General features: G+C 59.2%; 16 protein-coding genes and 1 pseudogene. 6 read left to right on the plus strand and 11 right to left on the minus strand.

The genetic code is table 11. From position 1 onward, the window contains the following. Positions 1-69 precede the first annotated feature (69 nt). Complete coding sequence (locus AB4N64_RS03720) at positions 70-723, plus strand: thiopurine S-methyltransferase (RefSeq protein WP_460122077.1); 654 nt, start codon at positions 70-72, stop codon at positions 721-723. Positions 724-918: 195 nt separating this feature from the next. On the opposite strand, the gene htpX is transcribed toward AB4N64_RS03720, so the two are convergent. Beyond that, entirely contained in the window at positions 919-1,806 is an 888-nt protein-coding gene (gene htpX, locus AB4N64_RS03725; protein WP_460122079.1) for a protease HtpX, read from the minus strand. Between the two features lie 319 nt (positions 1,807-2,125). After that, on the minus strand, positions 2,126-3,337 hold the full coding sequence (locus tag AB4N64_RS03730; protein ID WP_460122081.1) for a pyridoxal phosphate-dependent aminotransferase: 1,212 nt from the start codon (positions 3,335-3,337) through the stop codon (positions 2,126-2,128). 214 nt (positions 3,338-3,551) lie between these two features. Between AB4N64_RS03730 and msrB the strand changes: the two genes are divergently transcribed. From msrB to AB4N64_RS03745, 3 genes are all read left to right on the plus strand, one after another. Next, complete coding sequence (gene msrB / locus AB4N64_RS03735; protein ID WP_460122083.1) at positions 3,552-3,947, plus strand: peptide-methionine (R)-S-oxide reductase MsrB; 396 nt, start codon at positions 3,552-3,554, stop codon at positions 3,945-3,947. Between the two features lie 98 nt (positions 3,948-4,045). Next, positions 4,046-4,531 (plus strand): glutathione peroxidase, encoded by a 486-nt coding sequence (locus AB4N64_RS03740; RefSeq protein WP_175376994.1) that lies wholly within the window; start codon positions 4,046-4,048, stop codon positions 4,529-4,531. Then, on the plus strand, positions 4,528-4,989 hold the full coding sequence (locus tag AB4N64_RS03745) for a MarR family winged helix-turn-helix transcriptional regulator (protein ID WP_460122085.1): 462 nt from the start codon (positions 4,528-4,530) through the stop codon (positions 4,987-4,989). Before AB4N64_RS03740 ends, AB4N64_RS03745 begins: the two co-directional genes overlap by 4 nt. Here the strand turns inward: AB4N64_RS03745 and AB4N64_RS03750 are convergent. Next, positions 4,973-7,294 (minus strand): hybrid sensor histidine kinase/response regulator, encoded by a 2,322-nt coding sequence (locus tag AB4N64_RS03750; RefSeq protein WP_460122087.1) that lies wholly within the window; start codon positions 7,292-7,294, stop codon positions 4,973-4,975. The two genes, AB4N64_RS03745 and AB4N64_RS03750, sit on opposite strands and share 17 nt — an antisense overlap. Before the next feature lie 167 nt (positions 7,295-7,461). Here AB4N64_RS03750 and AB4N64_RS03755 point away from each other — a divergent pair, with 167 nt between their 5' ends. Both AB4N64_RS03755 and AB4N64_RS03760 read left to right on the plus strand, forming a co-directional pair. Beyond that, a complete protein-coding gene (locus AB4N64_RS03755; RefSeq protein ID WP_460122089.1) occupies positions 7,462-8,352 on the plus strand; it encodes an ATP-binding protein in 891 nt (296 codons plus the stop codon). After that, a complete protein-coding gene (locus AB4N64_RS03760) occupies positions 8,349-8,831 on the plus strand; it encodes a GAF domain-containing protein (protein ID WP_460122090.1) in 483 nt (160 codons plus the stop codon). The genes AB4N64_RS03755 and AB4N64_RS03760 overlap by 4 nt, the downstream gene beginning before the upstream one ends. Here AB4N64_RS03760 and AB4N64_RS03765 read toward each other — a convergent pair whose 3' ends face one another. The 8 genes and pseudogenes from AB4N64_RS03765 to AB4N64_RS03800 form a co-directional block, all read right to left on the minus strand. Then, complete coding sequence (locus tag AB4N64_RS03765; protein WP_460122092.1) at positions 8,832-11,774, minus strand: HD domain-containing phosphohydrolase; 2,943 nt, start codon at positions 11,772-11,774, stop codon at positions 8,832-8,834. Positions 11,775-11,824: 50 nt separating this feature from the next. After that, positions 11,825-15,131 (minus strand): annotated as a pseudogene (locus AB4N64_RS03770) (transporter substrate-binding domain-containing protein). An 8-nt stretch (positions 15,132-15,139) separates the two neighbouring features. Further along, positions 15,140-15,766: a response regulator gene (locus AB4N64_RS03775; RefSeq protein ID WP_460122094.1), complete on the minus strand. Its 627-nt coding sequence runs from the start codon at positions 15,764-15,766 to the stop codon at positions 15,140-15,142. Between the two features lie 238 nt (positions 15,767-16,004). Then, positions 16,005-16,409 (minus strand): response regulator, encoded by a 405-nt coding sequence (locus tag AB4N64_RS03780; protein ID WP_460122096.1) that lies wholly within the window; start codon positions 16,407-16,409, stop codon positions 16,005-16,007. A gap of 164 nt (positions 16,410-16,573) precedes the next feature. Next, positions 16,574-17,902: a deoxyguanosinetriphosphate triphosphohydrolase gene (locus AB4N64_RS03785; RefSeq protein WP_460122098.1), complete on the minus strand. Its 1,329-nt coding sequence runs from the start codon at positions 17,900-17,902 to the stop codon at positions 16,574-16,576. A gap of 75 nt (positions 17,903-17,977) precedes the next feature. Continuing rightward, positions 17,978-19,141 (minus strand): EAL domain-containing protein, encoded by a 1,164-nt coding sequence (locus AB4N64_RS03790; protein ID WP_460122100.1) that lies wholly within the window; start codon positions 19,139-19,141, stop codon positions 17,978-17,980. 121 nt (positions 19,142-19,262) lie between these two features. Further along, positions 19,263-19,604 (minus strand): hypothetical protein, encoded by a 342-nt coding sequence (locus AB4N64_RS03795; RefSeq protein ID WP_460122102.1) that lies wholly within the window; start codon positions 19,602-19,604, stop codon positions 19,263-19,265. Next, positions 19,601-19,990, minus strand: a complete 390-nt coding sequence (locus AB4N64_RS03800; RefSeq protein ID WP_460122104.1) for a phage holin family protein — start codon at positions 19,988-19,990, stop codon at positions 19,601-19,603. Before AB4N64_RS03800 ends, AB4N64_RS03795 begins: the two co-directional genes overlap by 4 nt.

The raw sequence follows: 19,990 nt of genomic DNA on the forward strand, positions 1-19,990 counted from the left end.
CAATCAGATCATTGATCTAAATCTAATATAAGTTTTAGGGTGTTTTGATCGAATTATTCGGAGATAGGTATGCAGCCCGAGTTTTGGCACAAGCGCTGGCAGTCGAATCAGATCGGCTTCCACCTGCCGCAAGTGAACCCCTACCTTAAGCGTTTCTGGCCGCAATTGCGGCTGGAAGACGGCGCTCGGGTGTTGGTGCCGCTGTGTGGGAAAAGTCTGGATTTGTTGTGGCTGGCGCTAGAGGGGCACGAAGTCCTGGGCATCGAATTGTCGGAAAAGGCCATCGAAGACTTTTTCGAGGAACATGAGTTTGACCCGGACGTCAGTGTGCAGGGGCCCTTCAAGGTCTATCGCGCCGGGTCTATCGAGCTGTGGTGTGGTGATATTTTCGAGCTGACAGCCGGCGATGTGGCCGATTGTGCCGCGCTATACGACCGGGCGGCACTGATCGCCCTGCCGCCGGCCATGCGTGAACGATATGCCGCCCACCTCAAGCGAATTGTGCCCAAGGACGCGCTGGGACTGTTGATCACACTGGATTACGACCAGGCGCAGAAAGACGGACCGCCGTTTGCCGTGCTCGACGACGAGGTGCAGCAACTGTTCGGTTCGGCGTGGTCGCTGAAGATTCTCGAAGACCAGGATGTGCTGGAGGAGAACGGCAAGTTTGCCGAAAGTGGAGTGACGCGGCTGGAAGAGCGGGTTTACCGCCTCCAAAGTTGACCCAATCCCTGTAGGAGCGAGCTTGCTCGCGATGGTTGTCAGGGCGCCGCTGGGTGTCAGGAAGCCAGCGTTATCGTTGACCTCCATCGCGACGGTTCGACGCCTCGACATGCTCGCTCCTACAGGGACCCCGGCGTTCCTCTGGACAAAAAAAGGCCCGCATCTCTGCGGGCCTTTCGTTTTACCGGCTCTCGATCAACCGCGACGATGCAGCGCGTTGATACGCTCTTCCAGCGGCGGATGGCTCATGAACATGCGGGCCAGGCCCTGTTTGATGCCACCGTTGATACCGAATGCATTCAGGGTGTCCGGCATGTGCACCGGCAGGCCTTGTTCGGCACGCAGCCGTTGCAGGGCGCCGATCATCGCACCGGTGCCGGCCAGACGGGCGCCGGCTTCGTCGGCGCGGAATTCGCGCTTGCGCGAGAACCACATCACGATGGCGCTGGCCAGGATACCCAGGACCAGTTCGGCGAAGATGGTCGCTACGTAGTAGGCGATGCCTTGGCCTTCTTCGTTCTTGAAGATCACTTTGTCGACGAAGTTGCCGATGATCCGCGCAAAGAACATCACGAAGGTGTTCACCACGCCCTGGATCAGGGCCAGGGTAACCATGTCGCCGTTGGCAACGTGGCCGATTTCGTGGGCCAGGACGGCTTTCACTTCATCCGGTGAGAACCGCTCGAGCAAACCCTGGCTGACAGCGACCAGTGCATCGTTCTTGTTCCAGCCGGTGGCGAAGGCATTCGCCTCGTAGGCCGGGAAAATCCCCACTTCGGGCATCTTGATCCCGGCTTCGCGGGACAGTTGCTCGACCGTTTGCAGCAGCCATTGCTCATGGCGGGTGCGCGGCTGGGTGATGATCTGGGTGCTGGTGCTCATCTTCGCCATCCACTTGGAGATGAACAGCGAGAAAAGCGAACCGGCGAAACCAAAGACCGCACAGAAAATCAGCAGCTGATTGAGGTTGAGATCAACCCCGTTGGCCGCCATGAACCCGTTGAAGCCGAAGAGGCTCAGGGTGATGCTGGCAATCAGCACGACCGCCAGGTTAGTGGCCAAAAACAGCAGGATGCGCATCATGGTTGTAGAAATCTCCTTATGCTAAAGATGTAGCGTACTGCGGGGTATATAAGGTGCTGCACGGGGCTATTCAACCGGGTGACTATTTCAAACTGTGTCCTACAGCCAAAGTCTAGTTGCTTGCAGGGCATTTCCGATGGCAGCGGCAGACAGGTTTGTCAGGCAAATGCCCTCGCATATCCCTGTCAATGTTAGACGTGAGCGCGCTCGGCGCGATGGCGCAACGAGAAAACTCGTCACCGAGGACTTGGCGCAGAAGAGGTGTTGCTGAATTATTCCTCGTGCGACTTTCCGGAGAAAGCCGCACGAAGCAGCCCCTTTACTGGCGATAGGATTTCAGGAAGTTGCCGATGCGGCCGATGGCCATGTCCAGGTCATCTACACGGGGCAGGGTCACGACGCGGAAGTGGTCCGGCCATGGCCAGTTGAAGGCCGTGCCTTGCACCACCAGCAGCTTTTCCGAGAGCAGCAGGTCAAGGACGAATTTCTCGTCGTTGTGGATCGGGCAGACTTTCGGGTCGATGCGCGGGAAGGCGTACAGCGCTCCCATCGGTTTCACGCAACTGACGCCGGGAATGTCATTGAGCAGCTCCCAGGTACGGTTGCGTTGTTCCAGCAGGCGACCCGGCGGCAGTACCAGGTCATTGATACTCTGATAACCGCCCAGGGCCGTCTGGATCGCGTGCTGGCTCGGCACGTTGGCACACAGGCGCATGTTGGCCAGCATGTCGATGCCTTCGATGTAGCTCTGTGCGTGGAGCTTCGGACCGGATATGGCGATCCAGCCGGAACGGAAGCCGGCTACGCGGTAGGACTTCGACAAACCGTTGAAGGTCAGGCAGAGGAGGTCCGGCGCCAGCGACGCGGTGCAGATGTGCACGGCATCGTCGTACAGGATCTTGTCGTAGATTTCGTCGGAAAACACCACCAGGTTATGTTGGCGAGCCAGCTCCAGCATGCCCAGCAGCACTTCTTTGGAGTACACGGCGCCGGTCGGGTTGTTCGGGTTGATGATCACCAGTGCCTTGGTGTTCGGGGTAATCTTGGCCTTGATGTCGGCCAGGTCCGGCCACCAGTTGGCCTGCTCGTCACACAGGTAGTGCACCGGGTTGCCGCCCGACAGGCTGACCGCGGCGGTCCACAGCGGATAGTCCGGGGCCGGCACGAGCACTTCGTCGCCATTGTTGAGCAGCGCCTGCATCGACATCACGATCAGCTCGGAAACGCCGTTGCCCAGGTAGATGTCCTCGATGCCGACACCTTCCACCTGCTTTTGCTGGTAGTACTGCATGACCGCTTTACGGGCGCTGAACAGACCCTTGGAGTCGCTGTAGCCCTGGGCGGTGGGCAGGTTGCGGATGACGTCCTGGAGGATTTCGTCCGGCGCTTCGAAACCAAAGGGGGCCGGGTTGCCGATGTTCAGCTTGAGGATGCGATGGCCTTCCTCTTCCAGGCGTTTGGCGTGCTTGAGCACTGGGCCGCGAATGTCGTAGCAGACGTTGGCGAGCTTGTTCGATTTGCTGACCTGCATGGCGATGTGTTCCCGAAAATGAACGATCCAGGCGGCATTTGACCTACCGTACTGGGAATCCTGTGTAACCACAGGCCTGACGCTTTGAAGTGCGGATACGTTGAATACGCCTGGCCTGGGTGCCAGACTGGCGTTTGACGAGGCGCAATCATACGTGCCGCCCGATCCGTGGAAAAGGTACAGATCGGGCTTTTTCAGTTGCCGAGGTGTGATGATGGAAAAGTTGGAAAAAACGCTGGAAGAATGGCGGGCGATGCTCGATCCGGAGCAGTACAACGTTTGCCGCCTCAAGGGCACCGAACGGCCGTTCTCCGGAAAATACAACGACAGCAAGGTCGATGGCGTTTATCACTGCATCTGCTGCAATGAGGCGTTGTTCGACTCAAAGACCAAATTTGACTCTGGTTGCGGCTGGCCGAGCTTCTATGAGCCGATCGCCGACAGCGCCATGGTCGAGATCCGCGACGTCAGCCACGGCATGATCCGCACCGAAGTGGTCTGCGCCAAATGCGATGCGCATCTGGGGCACGTGTTCCCGGACGGTCCGCCGCCGACAGGCCTGCGTTACTGCATCAACTCTGTGTGCCTGGACCTGGTGCCGCGCGAATAACGAGCAGGGAACGATCCAGTGATCGCTCCTTGAATATTTAAATTGCACACAATTCAATTGCTCGCTATGTTTCAGCCTCCAACAAGAGGACCCCTCCCATGAGCGACAATCTGCTGAGCATCCCTTGCACCACCATCAAGGGTGAACAAAAGACCCTGGCGGACTTCGCCGGCAAAGCCGTGCTGGTGGTCAACACCGCCAGCAAATGCGGCTTCACCCCGCAGTACAAAGGCCTTGAGGAACTGTGGCAAACCTACAAGGACCAGGGTTTGGTGGTGCTGGGTTTTCCCTGCAACCAGTTCGGCAAACAGGAACCGGGTAACGAAGGGGCGATTTCCGAGTTCTGCGAGCTGAATTACGGAGTCAGCTTCCCCCTCTTCAAAAAGATCGAGGTCAACGGCACCGGTGCCCACCCGCTGTTCGTCCAGTTGAAAAAACGCGCACCGGGTGTGCTGGGCTCCCAAGGCATCAAGTGGAATTTCACCAAGTTCCTGATCGGCAAGGACGGCCAGTTGGTCAAGCGCTTCGCTCCGGCCACCAAGCCGCAGGATCTGAGTCGCGAGATCGAAGCCCTGCTCAAATGAACAGCTTGCCTGTCGATGCCCTGAAACTCGATAACCAGCTTTGCTTCAAGTTGTACGCCGCCTCCCGGGCGGTGATCCGCGCCTACAAGCCGATGCTCGACCAACTGGGCCTGACCTACCCGCAGTACCTGGCGATGCTGGTGCTGTGGGAATGGCAGGACGCCGTGCCGGAGCAACCGACCGTCAAGGCTCTGGGTGAGCGCCTGGCGCTTGACTCCGGGACGTTGACGCCGTTGCTCAAGCGCCTTGAACAGTTGCAGTTGGTGCAACGTCGGCGTTCGGCACGGGATGAGCGCGAGGTTCATTTGAGCCTGTCGCCTGCCGGCCAGGCATTGCGCGAACAGGTTGGGCCGCTCAAGGCCCGATTGTTGTGCGACAGCGGTGTCGATCTGGATCGGCTCAACGATTTGCGAGCGGGCCTGGATCACTTGTTGGGGCAGATCAAGGCAATTTCGTAGCCGGCATCCACAAATCCAGCAGCGTGGCCAGTTCCTCGCGGCGGAAGGGTTTGGCCAGGTAATCGTTCATGCCCGCCGCGCGGCAACGTTCACGCTCTTCGGACATGGCGTTGGCCGTCAGCGCGACAATGGGCAATTGCGGCCAGCGCCCGCTGCGACGGATTTGCCGGCTGGCTTCGTAACCATCCATCACCGGCATGTTGCAGTCCATCAAGACCAGGTCGAAATCGCCATGCTCCAGTTGATCGAGCGCTTCGCCGCCATGCGCGGCGACGATCACCTCGCAGCCGAGTTTACCCAGCATGCCCTTGGCCACCAGTTGGTTGACCGGATTGTCTTCGACCAGCAACACCCGTCCACGTCGTTGGGGTGAAAGGGTTTCGAGGCGAATATCGTTCAGGGTGTTGATCTCCGGCTGCAGGACCCGCCGCAACGTCTGATACAGCGCGTTGCGTGCCAGCGGACGCGCCTGCTGTTGAAGAGGCGCCAGGGCGCTGGCTTCTTCGCTGGGCAGGAAACTGCCGTAGGCGGTCACCAGGAGAATCGGTGCAGCGCAATGGGGGCGCAGATTGAACAGGCACTGCGGGCAATCGGTGATCACCATGTCGGGGTTGAGCCCGGTCATCGGGTCGTCGAGCGAGCGTTGCTGATAATCGAGCCCCCAGCCCGGCAGCAGGCTTTGCAGCAGTTCAGCCAGGCCGCTGTTGGCCGCCGTGATCGCAATGATTTTGCCGCGCAAGGCTGCAGGCGGCAGGGCGCGCGTGTGACAGGGCAGCGGGAGATCGGCGCAGAACTGGCTGCCGAAACCGGCTTCAGAGCTGATGGTGAGCCGCCCCTGCATCGCTTCGCAGAGGTTGTAGGTCAGCGCCAGCCCCAACCCGGTGCCGCCGAATTGACGGGTGATACCGGCACCGGCCTGGGTGAAGGGTTGGAAGATCTTCACCTGGGCATCCTGGGCGATGCCGATTCCTGTATCGCAGACTTCGATCCTCACGCCTTCTTCGTAGGTTGACAGACGCACGTCGACACGGCCAAAACGGGTGAATTTGAGCGCGTTGGACAGCAGGTTGCTGACGATCTGGCGCACCCGCGTCGGGTCGCCGAGGACCAGCGCTGGAAAGGCGGGCTCGATCAGGCAGGTCAGTTCTACACTGGGTGCAGCGTTCTGCGACAGCAGGTTGGCGGTGTCCTCGATCAGTGCACCGAGGTCGAAAGGAATGTGTTCGAGTTCGAGCTGGCCGGCATCGAATTTCGACAGGTCGAGGATGTCGTTGAGCAACTCCACCAGGACTTTGCCCGAGTCGTGGGCAATGGACAGCTGTTGCTGCTGTTCGGCATTGAGCGGTCCGTCCAGGGACAGGGCGATCATTCCCAGCAAACCATTGAGGGGCGTGCGGATCTCGTGACTCATGTTGGCAAGGAATGTCGAGCGCGCTTCGGCCATGTCCAGGGCGGTGCTGCGAGCGACTTCCAGCTCCCCGTTGGACTGGCTGAGCCGGGCGTTGCTCGCCTTGAGTTCCGCCGTACGTGCAGACACGATGTTTTCCAGTTGCCCCAGATAATCGGTCAGACGGTTTTCGGCATTGCGTCGTTGCTGGATTTCGGTGGCGATGTTTTCGAACTGCTGGTTCGCAACCTTGACCAGCACACCGATCTCATCGTTCTCATGACCGCCGGGGCACTCAAGCCAGGTGGGGGTGACACTGCGCGAGTCACGGCTGCTGAGTTCGCGAATGACGCGCACCAGGGGTTTGGTCAACATGACATAGAACAACGCCAGCAGGATGCCGGTCAGCAGCAGGCTGCGGGCGAATCCATTGAGCAGGGTCACCTCGGCGCGCTTCAGGAAGCGGCTGCCGAAGGCATAGGTGTCGACATCCAGCCGCAGGGTGCCGAGAGATTCGCTCGGCAAATGGTCCAGGTAAAGACGATCTTCAAAGGTGCGATTGGCGCCAAACAGGAAGTCGCTGATCACCCGGTAGCCACTCTGGACGCCGGGGCGCTTGACGCTGGCCAGCACCGAACCGTTGTTGTCAGTCAGTTGTGCGCCGATGATCGCTGGCGAACGCAGCAGGCCCATTGTCAGTTCCTGGGCCAGTTCGGCGTCGATGTTGTAGGCAATTCGTGAGGCGGGGTTGTGGCTGATTTCCAGTAAAGACTGTATTTCCCGGTTGATGGAGGCGTCTTCGCTGGCATAATCGATGCCTATTTGCAGCAGGCTGAGCAGCGTGCCCAGAATAAAACCCACCAGCACGGTAAGCCGGGCTTGTTTGTAGGACAGCCGGTTGGTGAACTTGATATCCATGGGGTGTCGAACCACTTCCGTATCCCTTCGCTGCTCAAGCATAGTCGATCATGCATGGCTGCCGATGTTCGCGCGAGTCCTTGTTGACAAGGGATCTGCCTGGCATCGAGTGCCGTGTTTCGTCGCTGCAGCGCCATCATCACTGTGAACGTGCCCGAGGAGAAGACGTGGATTCCCGATTGAATGCTTTTCTTGAACGCGCCGATGCCGTCCTGGCCCGTATCGAACCCCTGTTGCCTGCTCCCCGTCAAGCCATCGACTGGACCCAATGTCTGGCTGCGCGCTGGCAGCGCGAAGGGCGCAGCGGTTTTTTGCTGCCGCTGCAGGTCAGCCTCGACATGCGCCTGTCCGACTTGATCGGGGTCGAGCGCCAGCTGGAGCAACTGGGGCGCAACACCCAGCAATTCATCGATGGCATGCCGGCCAACCACGCTTTGCTATGGGGTTCGCGGGGTACCGGCAAATCCTCGCTGGTACGCGCGCTGCTGGCCGAACACGCCAAGGCGGGTCTGCGCCTGATCGAGATCGAGCGCGATCACCTGGCGGATCTGCCGCGGGTAGTCGAACAGATCGCCAAATTGCCCCAGCGTTTCGTGCTGTTTTGCGATGACCTGTCGTTCGAGTCGGGCGAAGGCGATTACCGCGTCCTCAAGAGCGTGCTCGACGGTTCCCTCGAGCAGGCGCCGGACAACGTGCTGCTTTACGCCACCTCGAACCGCCGCCACCTGGTGCCGGAAAAGGAAAGCGACAACGAAAACTGGAAACGGGTCGACGGCGAACTGCATCCGAGCGAAGCCGTGGAAGACAAGATCGCGCTATCCGACCGTTTCGGCCTGTGGCTGTCGTTCTATCCATTCACCCAGGAACACTTTCTCAACGTGGTCGAGCACTGGATCGGTCAACTGGCGGACAAGGCCGGGCTGAAGTGGCAGCGTGATGAAGAGCTGGACATCCTTGCCGTGCGCTGGGCCACCGGGCGAGGCAATCGCAATGGACGTTGCGCCTATCAATTTGCCCGCTATTGGGTCGGGCTGAAGCTGTTGGAGCACAAGGCATGATTGATCTAAAACAAAGCGGCCAGGGTCTGGAGGGCTACGGCATGCTCCACGCGCAGCTGGAATCCCTGCTGGCGGATGAGCGTGATTTCATTGCCAACGCCGCGCAGTTCTCGGCGTTCTTGTTTAACCAGCTCGATGATCTGAACTGGGCCGGGTTCTACCTCAATCGCAACGAAGAACTGGTGCTTGGCCCGTTTCAGGGGCAGATCGCTTGCGTGCGAATTCCGTTCGGGCGCGGGGTGTGCGGGACCGCGGCGGCGACGTTGCAGACTCAATTGGTCGAAGACGTTCACGCCTTCCCCGGGCATATCGCCTGCGACAGTGCGTCGAACAGTGAACTGGTGGTGCCGTTGGTCAAGGACGGTCGCCTGATTGGCGTGCTGGACCTCGACAGCCCGAAGCTGGCGCGGTTTACCGCTGAGGATCAAGTCGGGATCGAACAACTGGCCGCGATTTTCCTGCGTCTGACCGACTGCTGATCACAGAAGGCCGGCCTTGATCAGCAAGGCCGGTGGGTCCACCGCATCGATCTGCTGTGGATCGAGAAATTCATCAGCGTATTGCTGATAGATGCCCGCATTGATGAACAGGCCAAACAACTGCGGGTCAATGTGGGCGTCGCGGCACATGGAGGCCATGATGCCCAGCGCCTCGCTCAATGATTTGGCTTTCTTGTAGGGGCGGTCCGCCGCCGTCAAGGCTTCGAAAATATCGGCGATTGCCATCATTCGAGCCGGCAGGCTCATTTCCCCGCGTTTCAATCGTTTGGGATAACCGGTGCCGTCCATTTTTTCGTGGTGGCCGCCGGCGATTTCCGCCACGTTGCCCAAGTGCCCGGGGAAGGGCAGGTGACTGAGCATCAGGATTGTCTGCACCATGTGATGGTTGATGACGTAACGTTCCTCTCGGGTCAGCGTGCCTCGGGTAATGCTCAGGTTGTAAAGCTCGCCCCGGTTGTACTTGTAGGGCGGCACGTCGAGCTTGAAGCCCCAGGGATTGTCCTGCGGTATCAGTTCGGCCTCGCTGCGTTCGAACAGATGTTCGGGTTTGTCCGCCAGCAGCGGTTCGTGTACTGGCAGAGTCGGCGCCGGGGTTCGCGCCTGTCGCCGGTTCTCTTCCCAGGACACGCCCAGGCGATCGTCCAGGGTACGGATCCAGGTACGTTGGGCCAGGCTGCGCAAGCGTTGCAGATCGTCGTCGGCCATCGCTTCGCCGCCGAGATTGCAACGGGCGATGAAGGCAAAATCATTGTCCAGCTCAGCGAGAGCCGCATCGCGCAGTTCGGCCAGGTGCTGCTCGTCGCCACCTTGGGCGACGGCCTGCCAGTAACTGACCCACGCATCGCGCTTGAGGACTTCGAAACGGGTGCGGATTTCGTGGATGCGATCGTTCAGGGTTTCCAGCTTGGTGGCTTTGTCGACAACGTATTCGGGGGTGGTCACTTTGCCGCAGTCATGTAGCCACGCCGCGATATGCAGCGCCTCCCACTCGTCTTCCGTGGGGTGGTAGTCGCTGAAGGCCTCTTCCTGGCTGGCTGCAGCAGCCTGCGCAAGCATCAACGCCAGCGCCGGCACCCGCTGGCAGTGCCCGCCGGTGTAGGGACTCTTGGCGTCGATCGCTCCGGCGAGCAATTGAATGAAGGCGTCCAGCAATTGCTTCTGTTTGGCTTGCAGGCGCTGACTTTCGATACTCACGGCAGCCGCTCCGGAGACTGCCTGGAGGAAGGCGATGCGATCGGGTTTGAGCTTTTCCAGGTCACTTTGATCGCCGCTGTCGGCCAGCAGCAGGACCAGCAGCCCCACGGTTTCGTTATGGCGATTGTGCAGGCGGATGCCGATCAAGTGCGCCCGGGGAGCGCCCATTTCCCGCAACACACCCTGCAGGTCGCCCGCCTGTTCGAAACCCATGTTGGTGACCACATTGTTGGCGCTCGACAACTGCTGCAGCCATGACGGGCATTGCGGGTCCCGCAGGTTGTGGCCACGAATACCGAACGCTGGCAATGCCCGGGAACTGTCGTTGATCACCAGCCCGTGAAGCTCCACGCGATCATCGTCGTTTTCCCGCAGGTAGATCAGCCCAGCCTGGGCCTGGGCGATTTTTACGGTTTCAAACAGGACACGCTCCAGCAGGGGCGCGAACCGGGTCTCGGCACTCAGGCTGTCGGTGATCTGGAAGAACCCCGCGAGCGTGTCCTTCATGCGACTCATCGAGACGCTCAACTGGTCGATTTCGAGCACCAGGGAGCGACGCGAGATGGGTTGCTTGAAGTTGAAACTGCGAATGGCATCGGCTTCATGAACCAGGGTGTGCAAGGGCCTGACCAGAATCCGGGAGATCAGCCAGCCCAATGGCAGGCACAACAGTAACGTGGCCAGGGTAATCAGCGCACCTTGCCAGCGCAGGCGGTAGGCATCGACGAGCAATTCGTCTTCCGGCACCAGCATCGCCAGTTGCAACCCTTTGGGGCCACCTTCCGTCATGTGGCTCTGGGCAACGATCCACTGGCGTCCGTCAGCCCGCAGTCGCTGGCCTGTGGCCGGGCTATGGAGCAGCGTGCCGAGAGCGGGACTCAGGTCGGCGGCTTTGTTCAGGCGGGCTGTCTGGTCATCCACGATCAACTTGCTGGTGTCCGGGTAGGCGATGGCATTGCCCTGGGCATCGAGCAGGACGATTTCGGTGCGCGGGGTCACGACATGTTTGGCCAGGGTCGCCGACAGTTCGGCCAGCGTCAGGTCGGCACCCATGACGGCATGGGCGCCGCTGCGACGGGCCAGGGTGGTGCCGACGTTGTGCGTGGAAAAAAACAGGTAGGGCTCGGTGGTGATCTGGTCGCTGGCGCGTCGGGCACTGGAGAACCAGGCACGGGTTCGCGGATCGTAGCTCTCGTCCGGGTTGTCCTCGCGACTGAGGAGGTTCAAGTCCCGATCGAAAAACAACGATTGCGAGCGGTCCTGGTCTCCAACGAGGCGCTCGATGCTCCAGACCTGATAGGCCGCAGCGTCCGGCGCCTTGAGCAGGGTCTTCAGGGCCGCTGTTCGCAGTGGCCGCACCATGAAAAAGTCGCCACTGTCGTAGCCCACGTACAGTGAGGCAAGGTTGGGGTTGTCCTTGAGCGACTGGCTGAACGGCAGGAGCAGCTTCAGGCGTTGATCGAGGTCGGTGGCCTGGGTCGCGGAGTCGTGCACCAGCAGGCTGAGCAGGTGGCGGATGGGTTCATAGGTGGCCTGCAAGTCGAGGCGCACGTCCTGCTCGATGCGCTGGAAGAGTTTTTCACTGCTGGACAGGATGATCTGCGTGGTCTGCTGGTAGTTGAAAAGGCCGAGCACCGTGCCGGTCAACATCAACAGCAGGGTGAACATCACGCTGATGTGCACATGCAGCGGGAACCGCCGTAGATGCGGACGCAGTGAGTTGGGCATTGCAGACTTCTCCATGGCGTGTGAACACACTGCTCAGCGCCCAAGCATAGTTAAGGCTGCGTCAAAATGCTTTTTTCGACCTGTGCGATTTGCTGCTGCAGCTCCTGCCCCAATTCAATCATCGCGTGCTCCAGCGCTTGGCAGCGTTGGGTGAGTTCGTGAGCTTGCAACGTCGGCTGACAAACTCGCTCGAGCGCCTCGCAGCATTCGATCAGGCGTCGGGCCTGGACGATGCGCGCCGCCCCTTTGATTTTGTGTGCAATATCAAGGAACGCCTGCGGCTCATTGCAGCCGCACAACGCCTGCAGCGCCCGTCGATCCACATCGTTACTGTTCAACAACTCGGTCAACAGGCGCAGGTCCATCGCTGGATTGCCGCCGGTCATCAAGTGCAGCCCACTCAGGCTGAACGCGGGAACAGGGTCGCGCGGCGCGATGCCGGCAACCCATTGGCTCAAGGCTGTCAGCGTCAGCGGCTTGAACAGGCAGTCGTCCATCCCGGCCTGTATGCACCGCTGCAGCTCTTCCGGTTGCGCGTTGGCGGTGAAGCCCAGGACAGTGCAGCGCGGGCGCCCGGTTTGCCGTTCATCCTCGCGAATGGCGCGAGCGAGTTCGTAGCCATTCATGATCGGCATGTTGCAATCGACAATCACCAGATCAAATCGCTGCGTTCTCCACGCCTGGAGGCCCGCTTCACCCTCTTCGGCAACACTGAAGCGGTGTCCGAGAAATTCCAGTTGCTGGCACATCAGCAAGCGGTTCGCCGGATGGTCGTCGACCACCAAAATGTCCAATGGCGCGGTACTCGTGTGTACGATTGGCTCGGCGACCGGTGATGCACGTTCGATCGGCAGCATGGGCAGCAGCAGTGAAATCTGCACCTGCGTTCCTACGCCGGGCTGACTGTCCAGTTTCAGCGTGCCACCCATCATTTCGCACAGGCTACGGCTGATCACCAGCCCCAGCCCCGCGCCACCTCTGCCTGACTGCCCGGTGGCGTCAGCCTGGGCGAAGGGCTCGAACAGTTTGCGTTGATCCCTTTCGCTGATGCCGATGCCACTGTCCTCGACCTGCAACAGCATTCGCACCTGCTCGGGTTGTGCAGTGCCGAGTAACTCCAGGTTGATCCGAACCTGACCTTGCTCGGTGAACTTGATGGCGTTGCTGACCAGATTCGACAGGATCTGCTTGAAGCGCATCGGGTCGAGCAGGACATCGTTCGCCGGATTGGCCGGGTTGAATTCCACCTGCAGTTCCAGGTTTTTCTGTCGGGCGAGCCCCTCGAAGATGCGGACGACCGACCCGACGATTTCACCCGGATTGACGCGCTCCGGGCTCAGGCTCAGACGCCCGGACTCGATCCGGGCGATGTCGAGAATGTCCCCGATCAGTTCCAGCAGATCCTTGGCCGAGTTGTACGCCACATCTATCGCCGGACGATCGGCATGATCACTCTCGATACGCTTGAGCGTCAGTTCGAGCATACCGATGACGGCATTCATCGGCGTACGGATCTCGTGGCTCATGGTCGCCAGAAAGGTGCTTTTGGCGCGGTTGGCTTCATCGGCGCGCTCTTTTGCCTGGCGCAGTTGCTCGACCAGTTGGCGTCGTTCGGTCAGTTGATGGTTCAGGGCACGCTCGGCGGCTTGGCGCTGTTTGATCTGGCGCCGCATGTAGGCGTTCCAGGCAGCGGAGATCAGCAGCAACACGCCGGCGCCGATGACGATCTGATAGAACAGCCGCTGGTAGTTGCGCCAGGTATTTTGTGACGATGCCGAGTAACCGCGCCAACGGCTGTTGATGATGCCCAGTTCTTCCGGGGCGATGCTCAGCAGCGCCTTGTTGAGAATGGCATTGAGCTCTTTTTGCATCTCGGCCGGTGGCCAGGGAGAAGGCGGCTTGTCGGGTGCCGATGGTGCTGCGGATCTGCAGGGTACGTTCGAAAAGCCTGGATGAAATGAAGTAGTTGGCGATGACCAGGGAGTTGACGGCACCTTCGGCCTTGCCGTCGGCAAGCAACTCCACCGCGCTGAATGTGTCCGGCGTTTCGATCAGCTTGATCTGCGGGTACTCGCTGCGCAGGAAATCCAGCAGCGGATGGCCTTGGGCGATGGTCAGGCGTTTGCCCTCCAGCTGTTGAAGGTTGGCCGGGCTGTCGTCGGCCTTGCGGGTCAACAGAACGAAGGAGTTTTGCAGGTAGGGGCGGGTGAAATTCAACTGCGTTTCACGTTCCGTGCTGGGAAGCAGGGCGGCGATCATTTCGGCTTTGTGGTGCCGGACTTGTTCGATCATCTCGTCATCGTTGCGGCTGCGCAGAATGTCGAAGCGCAGGCCTGTGCGCAGCCGGATCAATTCGAGGAGGTCGGCGGTCACCCCGCGAAAATTGCCATCCCTGTCGAAAAATGTCAGGGGTGCGAAGGCTTCGTTGACCACCACGCGCACTACCGGATGCTGCGTCAGCCACTGTTCTTCGGCGTCGGTAAGTTGAAGTTTCTGGTCGGTGAGCAGAATGTCGCTGCCGGCACTCCAGCGTTCGGCGATGTTCTGTCGTTCGTTGGCGGGGATGGCCGTGAGCATCGTGTTGATGATGCCGAGCAGTTCCAGGTTGTTCCTGTGTACGGCAAAGCTGAATCCGTGTGCTTCATGCTTGCCGAAGTTGGCCATGCGAATGTTGTTCAGGTAGCCCTTGTTGATCATGTAATGGGTCGAGATGGTGTCACCCAGAAAGACGTCGGCCTGGTCGAACGCCACGGCATTGATCGCGTTCTGGTAGGACGGATAGGACGTGATTATCGCCTTGGGATAGAGGCTCCTGACTTCCTCCAGAGGCAGATAGTGATACACCATGCTCAGGCGTAAGCCGGCCAGACCATCGGTCAGGGAGCGCGTTTCGCCTTCGCGGGTGACCAGTACCGGTTGGTCCACGGCATAGGGTGCGGAAAGCACGATGTCGGCATTGTGGGCTTCGAATCCGTTGGCCGTCCCCAGCAGATCCACCTCGCCTTTCTTGAGTGCCTTGATGGCTGCACCACGGGACGCGAACCGCTGGACCCTGACCGGCAAGCCCAGAGTCTTGCCAAGGATGCCCGCATAATCGGCGGTGAAACCTTCGTAATCCTTGCCACTGATGGTCAGGTCGAAAGGGGGGTAGTCCGGGGCTGACGTACCAAGGACCAGTTCGTGCCTGCTTGCGATCCATTGACGTTGTGTGGGATCGAGCTGGACCTCCAGGGGCTTGACCGTGGAACGGCTGAGCAGCGTGAAATCTTCGCTGATACCGTGCGTTGCGTGCGCGGCAGTGCTCAGGCATAAACCCGCAACCAGCAGTTTCAGACAGTTTTTTAAACGACGGGGCATCCTGAGGCTCACACTAACGCGTTACGTTTTGCCATCTCGATGAGTTCAACCAGGGATTTTGCCTTGAGCTTCTGCATGAGGCGTTTTTTATAGGTACTGACCGTTTTATTGCTCAGGAACATGCCTTTGGCAATTTCCTTGTTGGTGCGACCTTGCGCAAATAGTTGCAATACCATCAGTTCCCTGTCGTTAACCGACTTGAACAGTTCAAGTTCGGCGTATCGGGCGTCATCTCCGCGAACAGGGTTCAAGGCCTGACTGGGGAAATAGTTGTAACCTGACAAGACTGCTTTGATCGCGCTCACCAGTTCGCTCAGGTCTTCCTGCTTGCAGACATATCCCGATGCACCGGATTGCATGCAGCGAATGCCGAACAGGGTCGGGCACTGCGCGGTGAGTACCAGGGTTTTCAAGGGAGTACTCATTGCGTTGAAACGCGCAAGGACTTCAAGGCCATCGAGTTTTGGAATACTGATATCGAGAATGACCAGGTCCGGCATGCATTCACGAACCATCTGCATCGCATCGACTCCGTTATCAGATTCGCCTACGACTTTATAACCTTCGTGTTCCAGCAACATTCGGACGGCAAGGCGGATGACAGGGTGATCGTCGACAATAAAAACGGAGTTCATAATCAAGTCCCATGCGTGCTCGGATAAAGCGCGCACCTTAGCTCAGATAGTTGACGGGACGCATGAACCGACAGACCGTAAGCGGCAATATAGGAATCTTCCTACGATCGAAAAAGAATGGGACTACGGAACAACTAGGTTTTAAATGAAGACGGACGATGGATGGCGCTCACTCGGCACTTCCTCTGGAAGTTTGTAAGTGTTTATATGTATTCGAATGAAATTATCAGCGATTGTTTTAGGCGTTGCCCGAATTCAACAAGTTTCTGAATTCAGATTGTTTCAACGGTTTTATCAAATATCCCAACAAAGGTAGGCCGTGTGCATTCGCGGTTTTTTTCAGCCCATCGAGTTCCGTGCAGGTCAAACTGCTTAATATTATTGCCTGCCTTATCATTCCCTGATGACTGGCGAGTTCGACCAGATCAAGCCCGGAAAGATCAGGCAGACATTGGTCGCACAAAAGAATGTCAAATGGGTGCACGGCTGCCAGCATTTTTTGCAAGGCCTTCTGGGCACTGTCGCAAGTTGTCAGTTGAGTGAAGCCGTAACTTTCAAGTAAATACTGAGTTGCCATTAGTTGAAAGGGATGGTCTTCCACCAACAGGATACGCAAATCGTCTTTTAACCCTGGATTGCTCACGCTTGGTCTCTCACACAGCGGGGCGTCTTATTGTTTCCCAAGAATGAAAATCATTCGATCAGTTTGCTCGGCATGAGGTGTAGGGCGATTCGCAGATCGTGGTTGGCTGAATGCCCTGGGTGTAAAAGGTTGATCTGCCCTCGGACCGATCAACCCATTTGGTGTCACTGGCTCGAACGACCCGTCATCTCCAACGCCATTTCGCTGGCATAGCTGTCGGTCATGCCGGCGATGAAATCAATCATGCGCAGGAACGAGGTGTGCAACGGTCCGTCCGGATTCGGTGCGCTGTTCCCCAACAGGTCGAGGATGCGTCGGCTCTTGAAGGAGGGGGTGCGGCCATTGTGCTGTTCCAGGGCTGCGCCGCAGAACGCGTTCAGGAGTATTTCCAGCGTGGTGTACGCGCCGATTTCGTGCAGAGTCTTGCGCTTGTCCTGGAAGATTTTTTTGCGCGCCATGTCTTTCGCATTGAGCACGCAGCGCTTCGCGGGTCCGTGCATGTGCTCCACCAGATCGCCTGGCAGCATGCCGGCCAGCAACGCGTCCTGTTGTTCGACGAAGGCCCGGGCTGCGGCATTGGTCAGGTGCTCGATGGCCTTGCCCCGCAGGATCGCCAGCTTGCGTCGACGCGAGTCCAAAGGTCCGAGCTGGCGATAGGTTTCCGGCAGGTCGTCGCCCACCAGATCAAGCAGCAGGGATTCGACCTCGGCGTACTCCAGCAACTCCATTTCCAGGCCGTCTTCAAGGTCGATCAGCGCGTAGCAGATGTCATCGGCGGCCTCCATCAGATACACCAGCGGATGCCGCGCCCAGCGTTGATCCTCAAGTTGCGGCAGGCCCAGCTTGTGAGCGATCTGTTCCAGCAACGGCAGTTCGCTCTGATAACAGCCAAACTTGTGCTTCTTGTAGCCTAGAGAGTCGGCGTGTCGAGCCGTCCACGGGTATTTCAGGTAGGAGCCGAGCGTGGCGTAGGTCAGTCGGGTGCCGCCATCGAACTGGTGATACTCCAGTTGGGTGAGGACCCGGAAGCCTTGGGCATTACCTTCGAAATTGAGGAAGTCACCGCGTTCGGCTTCACTCATTGCGTCCAGCCAGCCACGGCCTGCTGCTTGCTGGAACCAGTGGCGGATCGCGTCTTCACCGGAATGGCCGAAGGGCGGATTGCCAATGTCATGAGCCAGGCAGGCCGATTGCACCACCATGCCCAGGTCGCTCGGCTCGCACCAGTCGGGCAGGGCGCCGCGGATGGTTTCACCGACGCGCATGCCCAGCGAGCGACCCACACAACTGACTTCCAGCGAGTGGGTCAAGCGCGTATGGATGTGGTCGTTGCTCGATACCGGGTGAACCTGGGTCTTGCGCCCGAGGCGGCGAAATGCACCGGAGAAAATAATGCGGTCGTGATCTTTGTGGAAAGGGCTGCGGCCGAGTTCTTCCGAGCTGTGCAGAGGTTTTCCGAGGCGTTCGCGGGTAAGCAGGGTATGCCAATCCAAGGCGGGGTATCTCCGTCAGGTGACTGAACGCCTAGCTTCCCGGTTCGTAGCGGTGCCTGCAAGCGCAACCTGCAACTACAGCCCGGCCGCATCGATATCGATGAGCAGCAACCGCTCGCCGTTGTGGAAAAACTGTCCAGCCGTCAGGCAGTACTGATTGCTGGTGGCATCGCGATAGGTGTTGGAGAGTGTCAGTCGCCGTTCATCCCAACCTTCTGCCAGCAAGTGATAAAAGTAAGGACGCCAGGACCAGTTGTGCCCCAGGTAGCGATCGTCGGCTTCCCAGCGCTGATTGCGCCACTCCAGGTTAGGTGTCAACTGCGTACCGTGACGATCGCATTGATAAAAGCGCAACAGCCAGGGAAAGGCGTCCAGTTGCGGCAGGGCGCTGAGCGGTGCGCGAGCCTGGGCCCAGGTTTGCAGAATCGCCATCAGTTCGCTGAGTTGTTGGCGCATGATCATCAGGCGGCCACGTTCAGCCAGTTTTTGTTGGACATAGCGCTGACGCAACTCGGCGAAACGCTCGACAAAGGCGTCTGAGGCAAAAAAGTCCGTCTCGGCTGCGGCGAACAAGTAACCCTGTACATAGCGCGAGCCACATTCCAGGGCAAAATTGAGTTGCGCATCGGTCTCCACGCCTTCGGCAATAATCCAGCATCCGGACTTTTCCGCCATCTGCGCCAGTGCCTTGACCACATCGCTGCTCGGGCCGCCCAGTGCCGCAGCCTGGAACAGTCGCATGTCCAGCTTGAGGATGTCCGGTTGCAAGGCCAGCACCCGATCGAGCTGCGAGTAACCAGCCCCGAAATCATCGATGGCGATACGTGCACCTGCCTGGCGATAGCGCGCCACCACCTCGGCCAGGCGTTGGATGTCGCCGCCCAGTTCGGTGATCTCGAAGACAATGCGCCGTGAATCCACACCATGCCGGCTCAATTGCTTGAGGCTCGGCAGCGCCTGGTTCGCCCGCAATCGGTTGATCCAGCGCGGTGACATGTTCAGGCTGAGAAACCAGTCATCGGGGGCTTCATGGAAGCGGCTAAGGGCATTATCGCGGATTTGGCGATCGAGCTGGCGCAGGGCAATGGCCGGCGTGCGCGGATCGGCAAACAGCGGTCCCACGGACGTCAGTCGACCATCCCGCTGACGCACCCGGCCCAGCGCCTCGACTCCGGCGATACGGCCCGTGGCGGTGTCGATGAACGGTTGAAAGCAGGCAAGCGGTTGCCCGTCTATCACGGGGCCTCCTTAGTCGACCTTGTTTTTGGATGGAACCTGATGACCAAAGAGGTCCACCGGGATAAGTCTCTGGTAAAAGAGGTTCATCCCGGTGGCTTTGCAAGAATGTAGCCAGATGGCTTCAGTGTTTGGGGGCCGAGCCCTGCAAGACCAGTTTGATCAATGGCCCCAGTGTGGTGGCCAGGCGGACTAGCCGGGTAACGCTGCTGACTCCGCCACTCTTGGCACCCTTGCCGGTAAGAAAGCCCAGCAGGGTGACGGCAGCCACGCCCCAGAGTGGGGCATGCTTGATGCCCAGGCCACTGTGCAGGTTTTGCGTCATCCCGCGGACACGGTGCAACGGTTGCAGCAGCTGCCCGGACTCCTGGCGGATTTCCTGACGATGCATTTCCATGCGCAGGCGGATCAGCGCCTTTCGCATTTCCGTGCGCGAGCTGTTGTGAGGCAGTTCAGGCAGGTTCATGGCAGCAGGCGCTCCCGGTCGTTGGCCAGTTCTTCCAGGGTGCCATGGAAGGGCGAAGACTCATCGAAAATAGCCGCTCTAAGGCGCACCGCACAAAAAATGCAGGCGAGCACATAGAACACACACAGGCCGACGATGGCGGGCAAACGATACGTATCCCAGAACAGAATCATGACCAAGGTCGACAGCCCGACCAGCAGCAGCAAGGCGAATACCAGCGCCAGGCCGGCGAACAGCAGCAGGCTGACGGTACGGGCTTTCTGTTCCTGCAATTCAATGCCGAACAATTCGACATGGCTGTGCAGCAGTCCAAGGAAGGCGGCGCCCAGGCGCCGCGATGAGGGGCCTGGGCCCGTGGCGGACGAGCCGAATTCATCGTTAGCCAT

It is taken from the genome of Pseudomonas sp. S2_C03 (assembly GCF_054668405.1).

Bases quoted from the DNA above. Each gene is read 5' to 3' on its own strand.
- AB4N64_RS03775 (WP_460122094.1), bottom strand. From the start codon at position 15,766: ATGAACTCCGTTTTTATTGTCGACGATCACCCTGTCATCCGCCTTGCC.
- AB4N64_RS03795 (WP_460122102.1), bottom strand. From the start codon at position 19,604: ATGAACCTGCCTGAACTGCCTCACAACAGCTCGCGCACGGAAATGCGA.
- AB4N64_RS03730 (WP_460122081.1), bottom strand. From the start codon at position 3,337: ATGCAGGTCAGCAAATCGAACAAGCTCGCCAACGTCTGCTACGACATT.
- AB4N64_RS03745 (WP_460122085.1), top strand. From the start codon at position 4,528: ATGAACAGCTTGCCTGTCGATGCCCTGAAACTCGATAACCAGCTTTGC.
- AB4N64_RS03760 (WP_460122090.1), top strand. From the start codon at position 8,349: ATGATTGATCTAAAACAAAGCGGCCAGGGTCTGGAGGGCTACGGCATG.
- AB4N64_RS03750 (WP_460122087.1), bottom strand. From the start codon at position 7,294: ATGGATATCAAGTTCACCAACCGGCTGTCCTACAAACAAGCCCGGCTT.
- AB4N64_RS03800 (WP_460122104.1), bottom strand. From the start codon at position 19,990: ATGGCTAACGATGAATTCGGCTCGTCCGCCACGGGCCCAGGCCCCTCA.
- htpX (WP_460122079.1), bottom strand. From the start codon at position 1,806: ATGATGCGCATCCTGCTGTTTTTGGCCACTAACCTGGCGGTCGTGCTG.
- msrB (WP_460122083.1), top strand. From the start codon at position 3,552: ATGGAAAAGTTGGAAAAAACGCTGGAAGAATGGCGGGCGATGCTCGAT.
- AB4N64_RS03720 (WP_460122077.1), top strand. From the start codon at position 70: ATGCAGCCCGAGTTTTGGCACAAGCGCTGGCAGTCGAATCAGATCGGC.
- AB4N64_RS03740 (WP_175376994.1), top strand. From the start codon at position 4,046: ATGAGCGACAATCTGCTGAGCATCCCTTGCACCACCATCAAGGGTGAA.
- AB4N64_RS03765 (WP_460122092.1), bottom strand. From the start codon at position 11,774: ATGCCCAACTCACTGCGTCCGCATCTACGGCGGTTCCCGCTGCATGTG.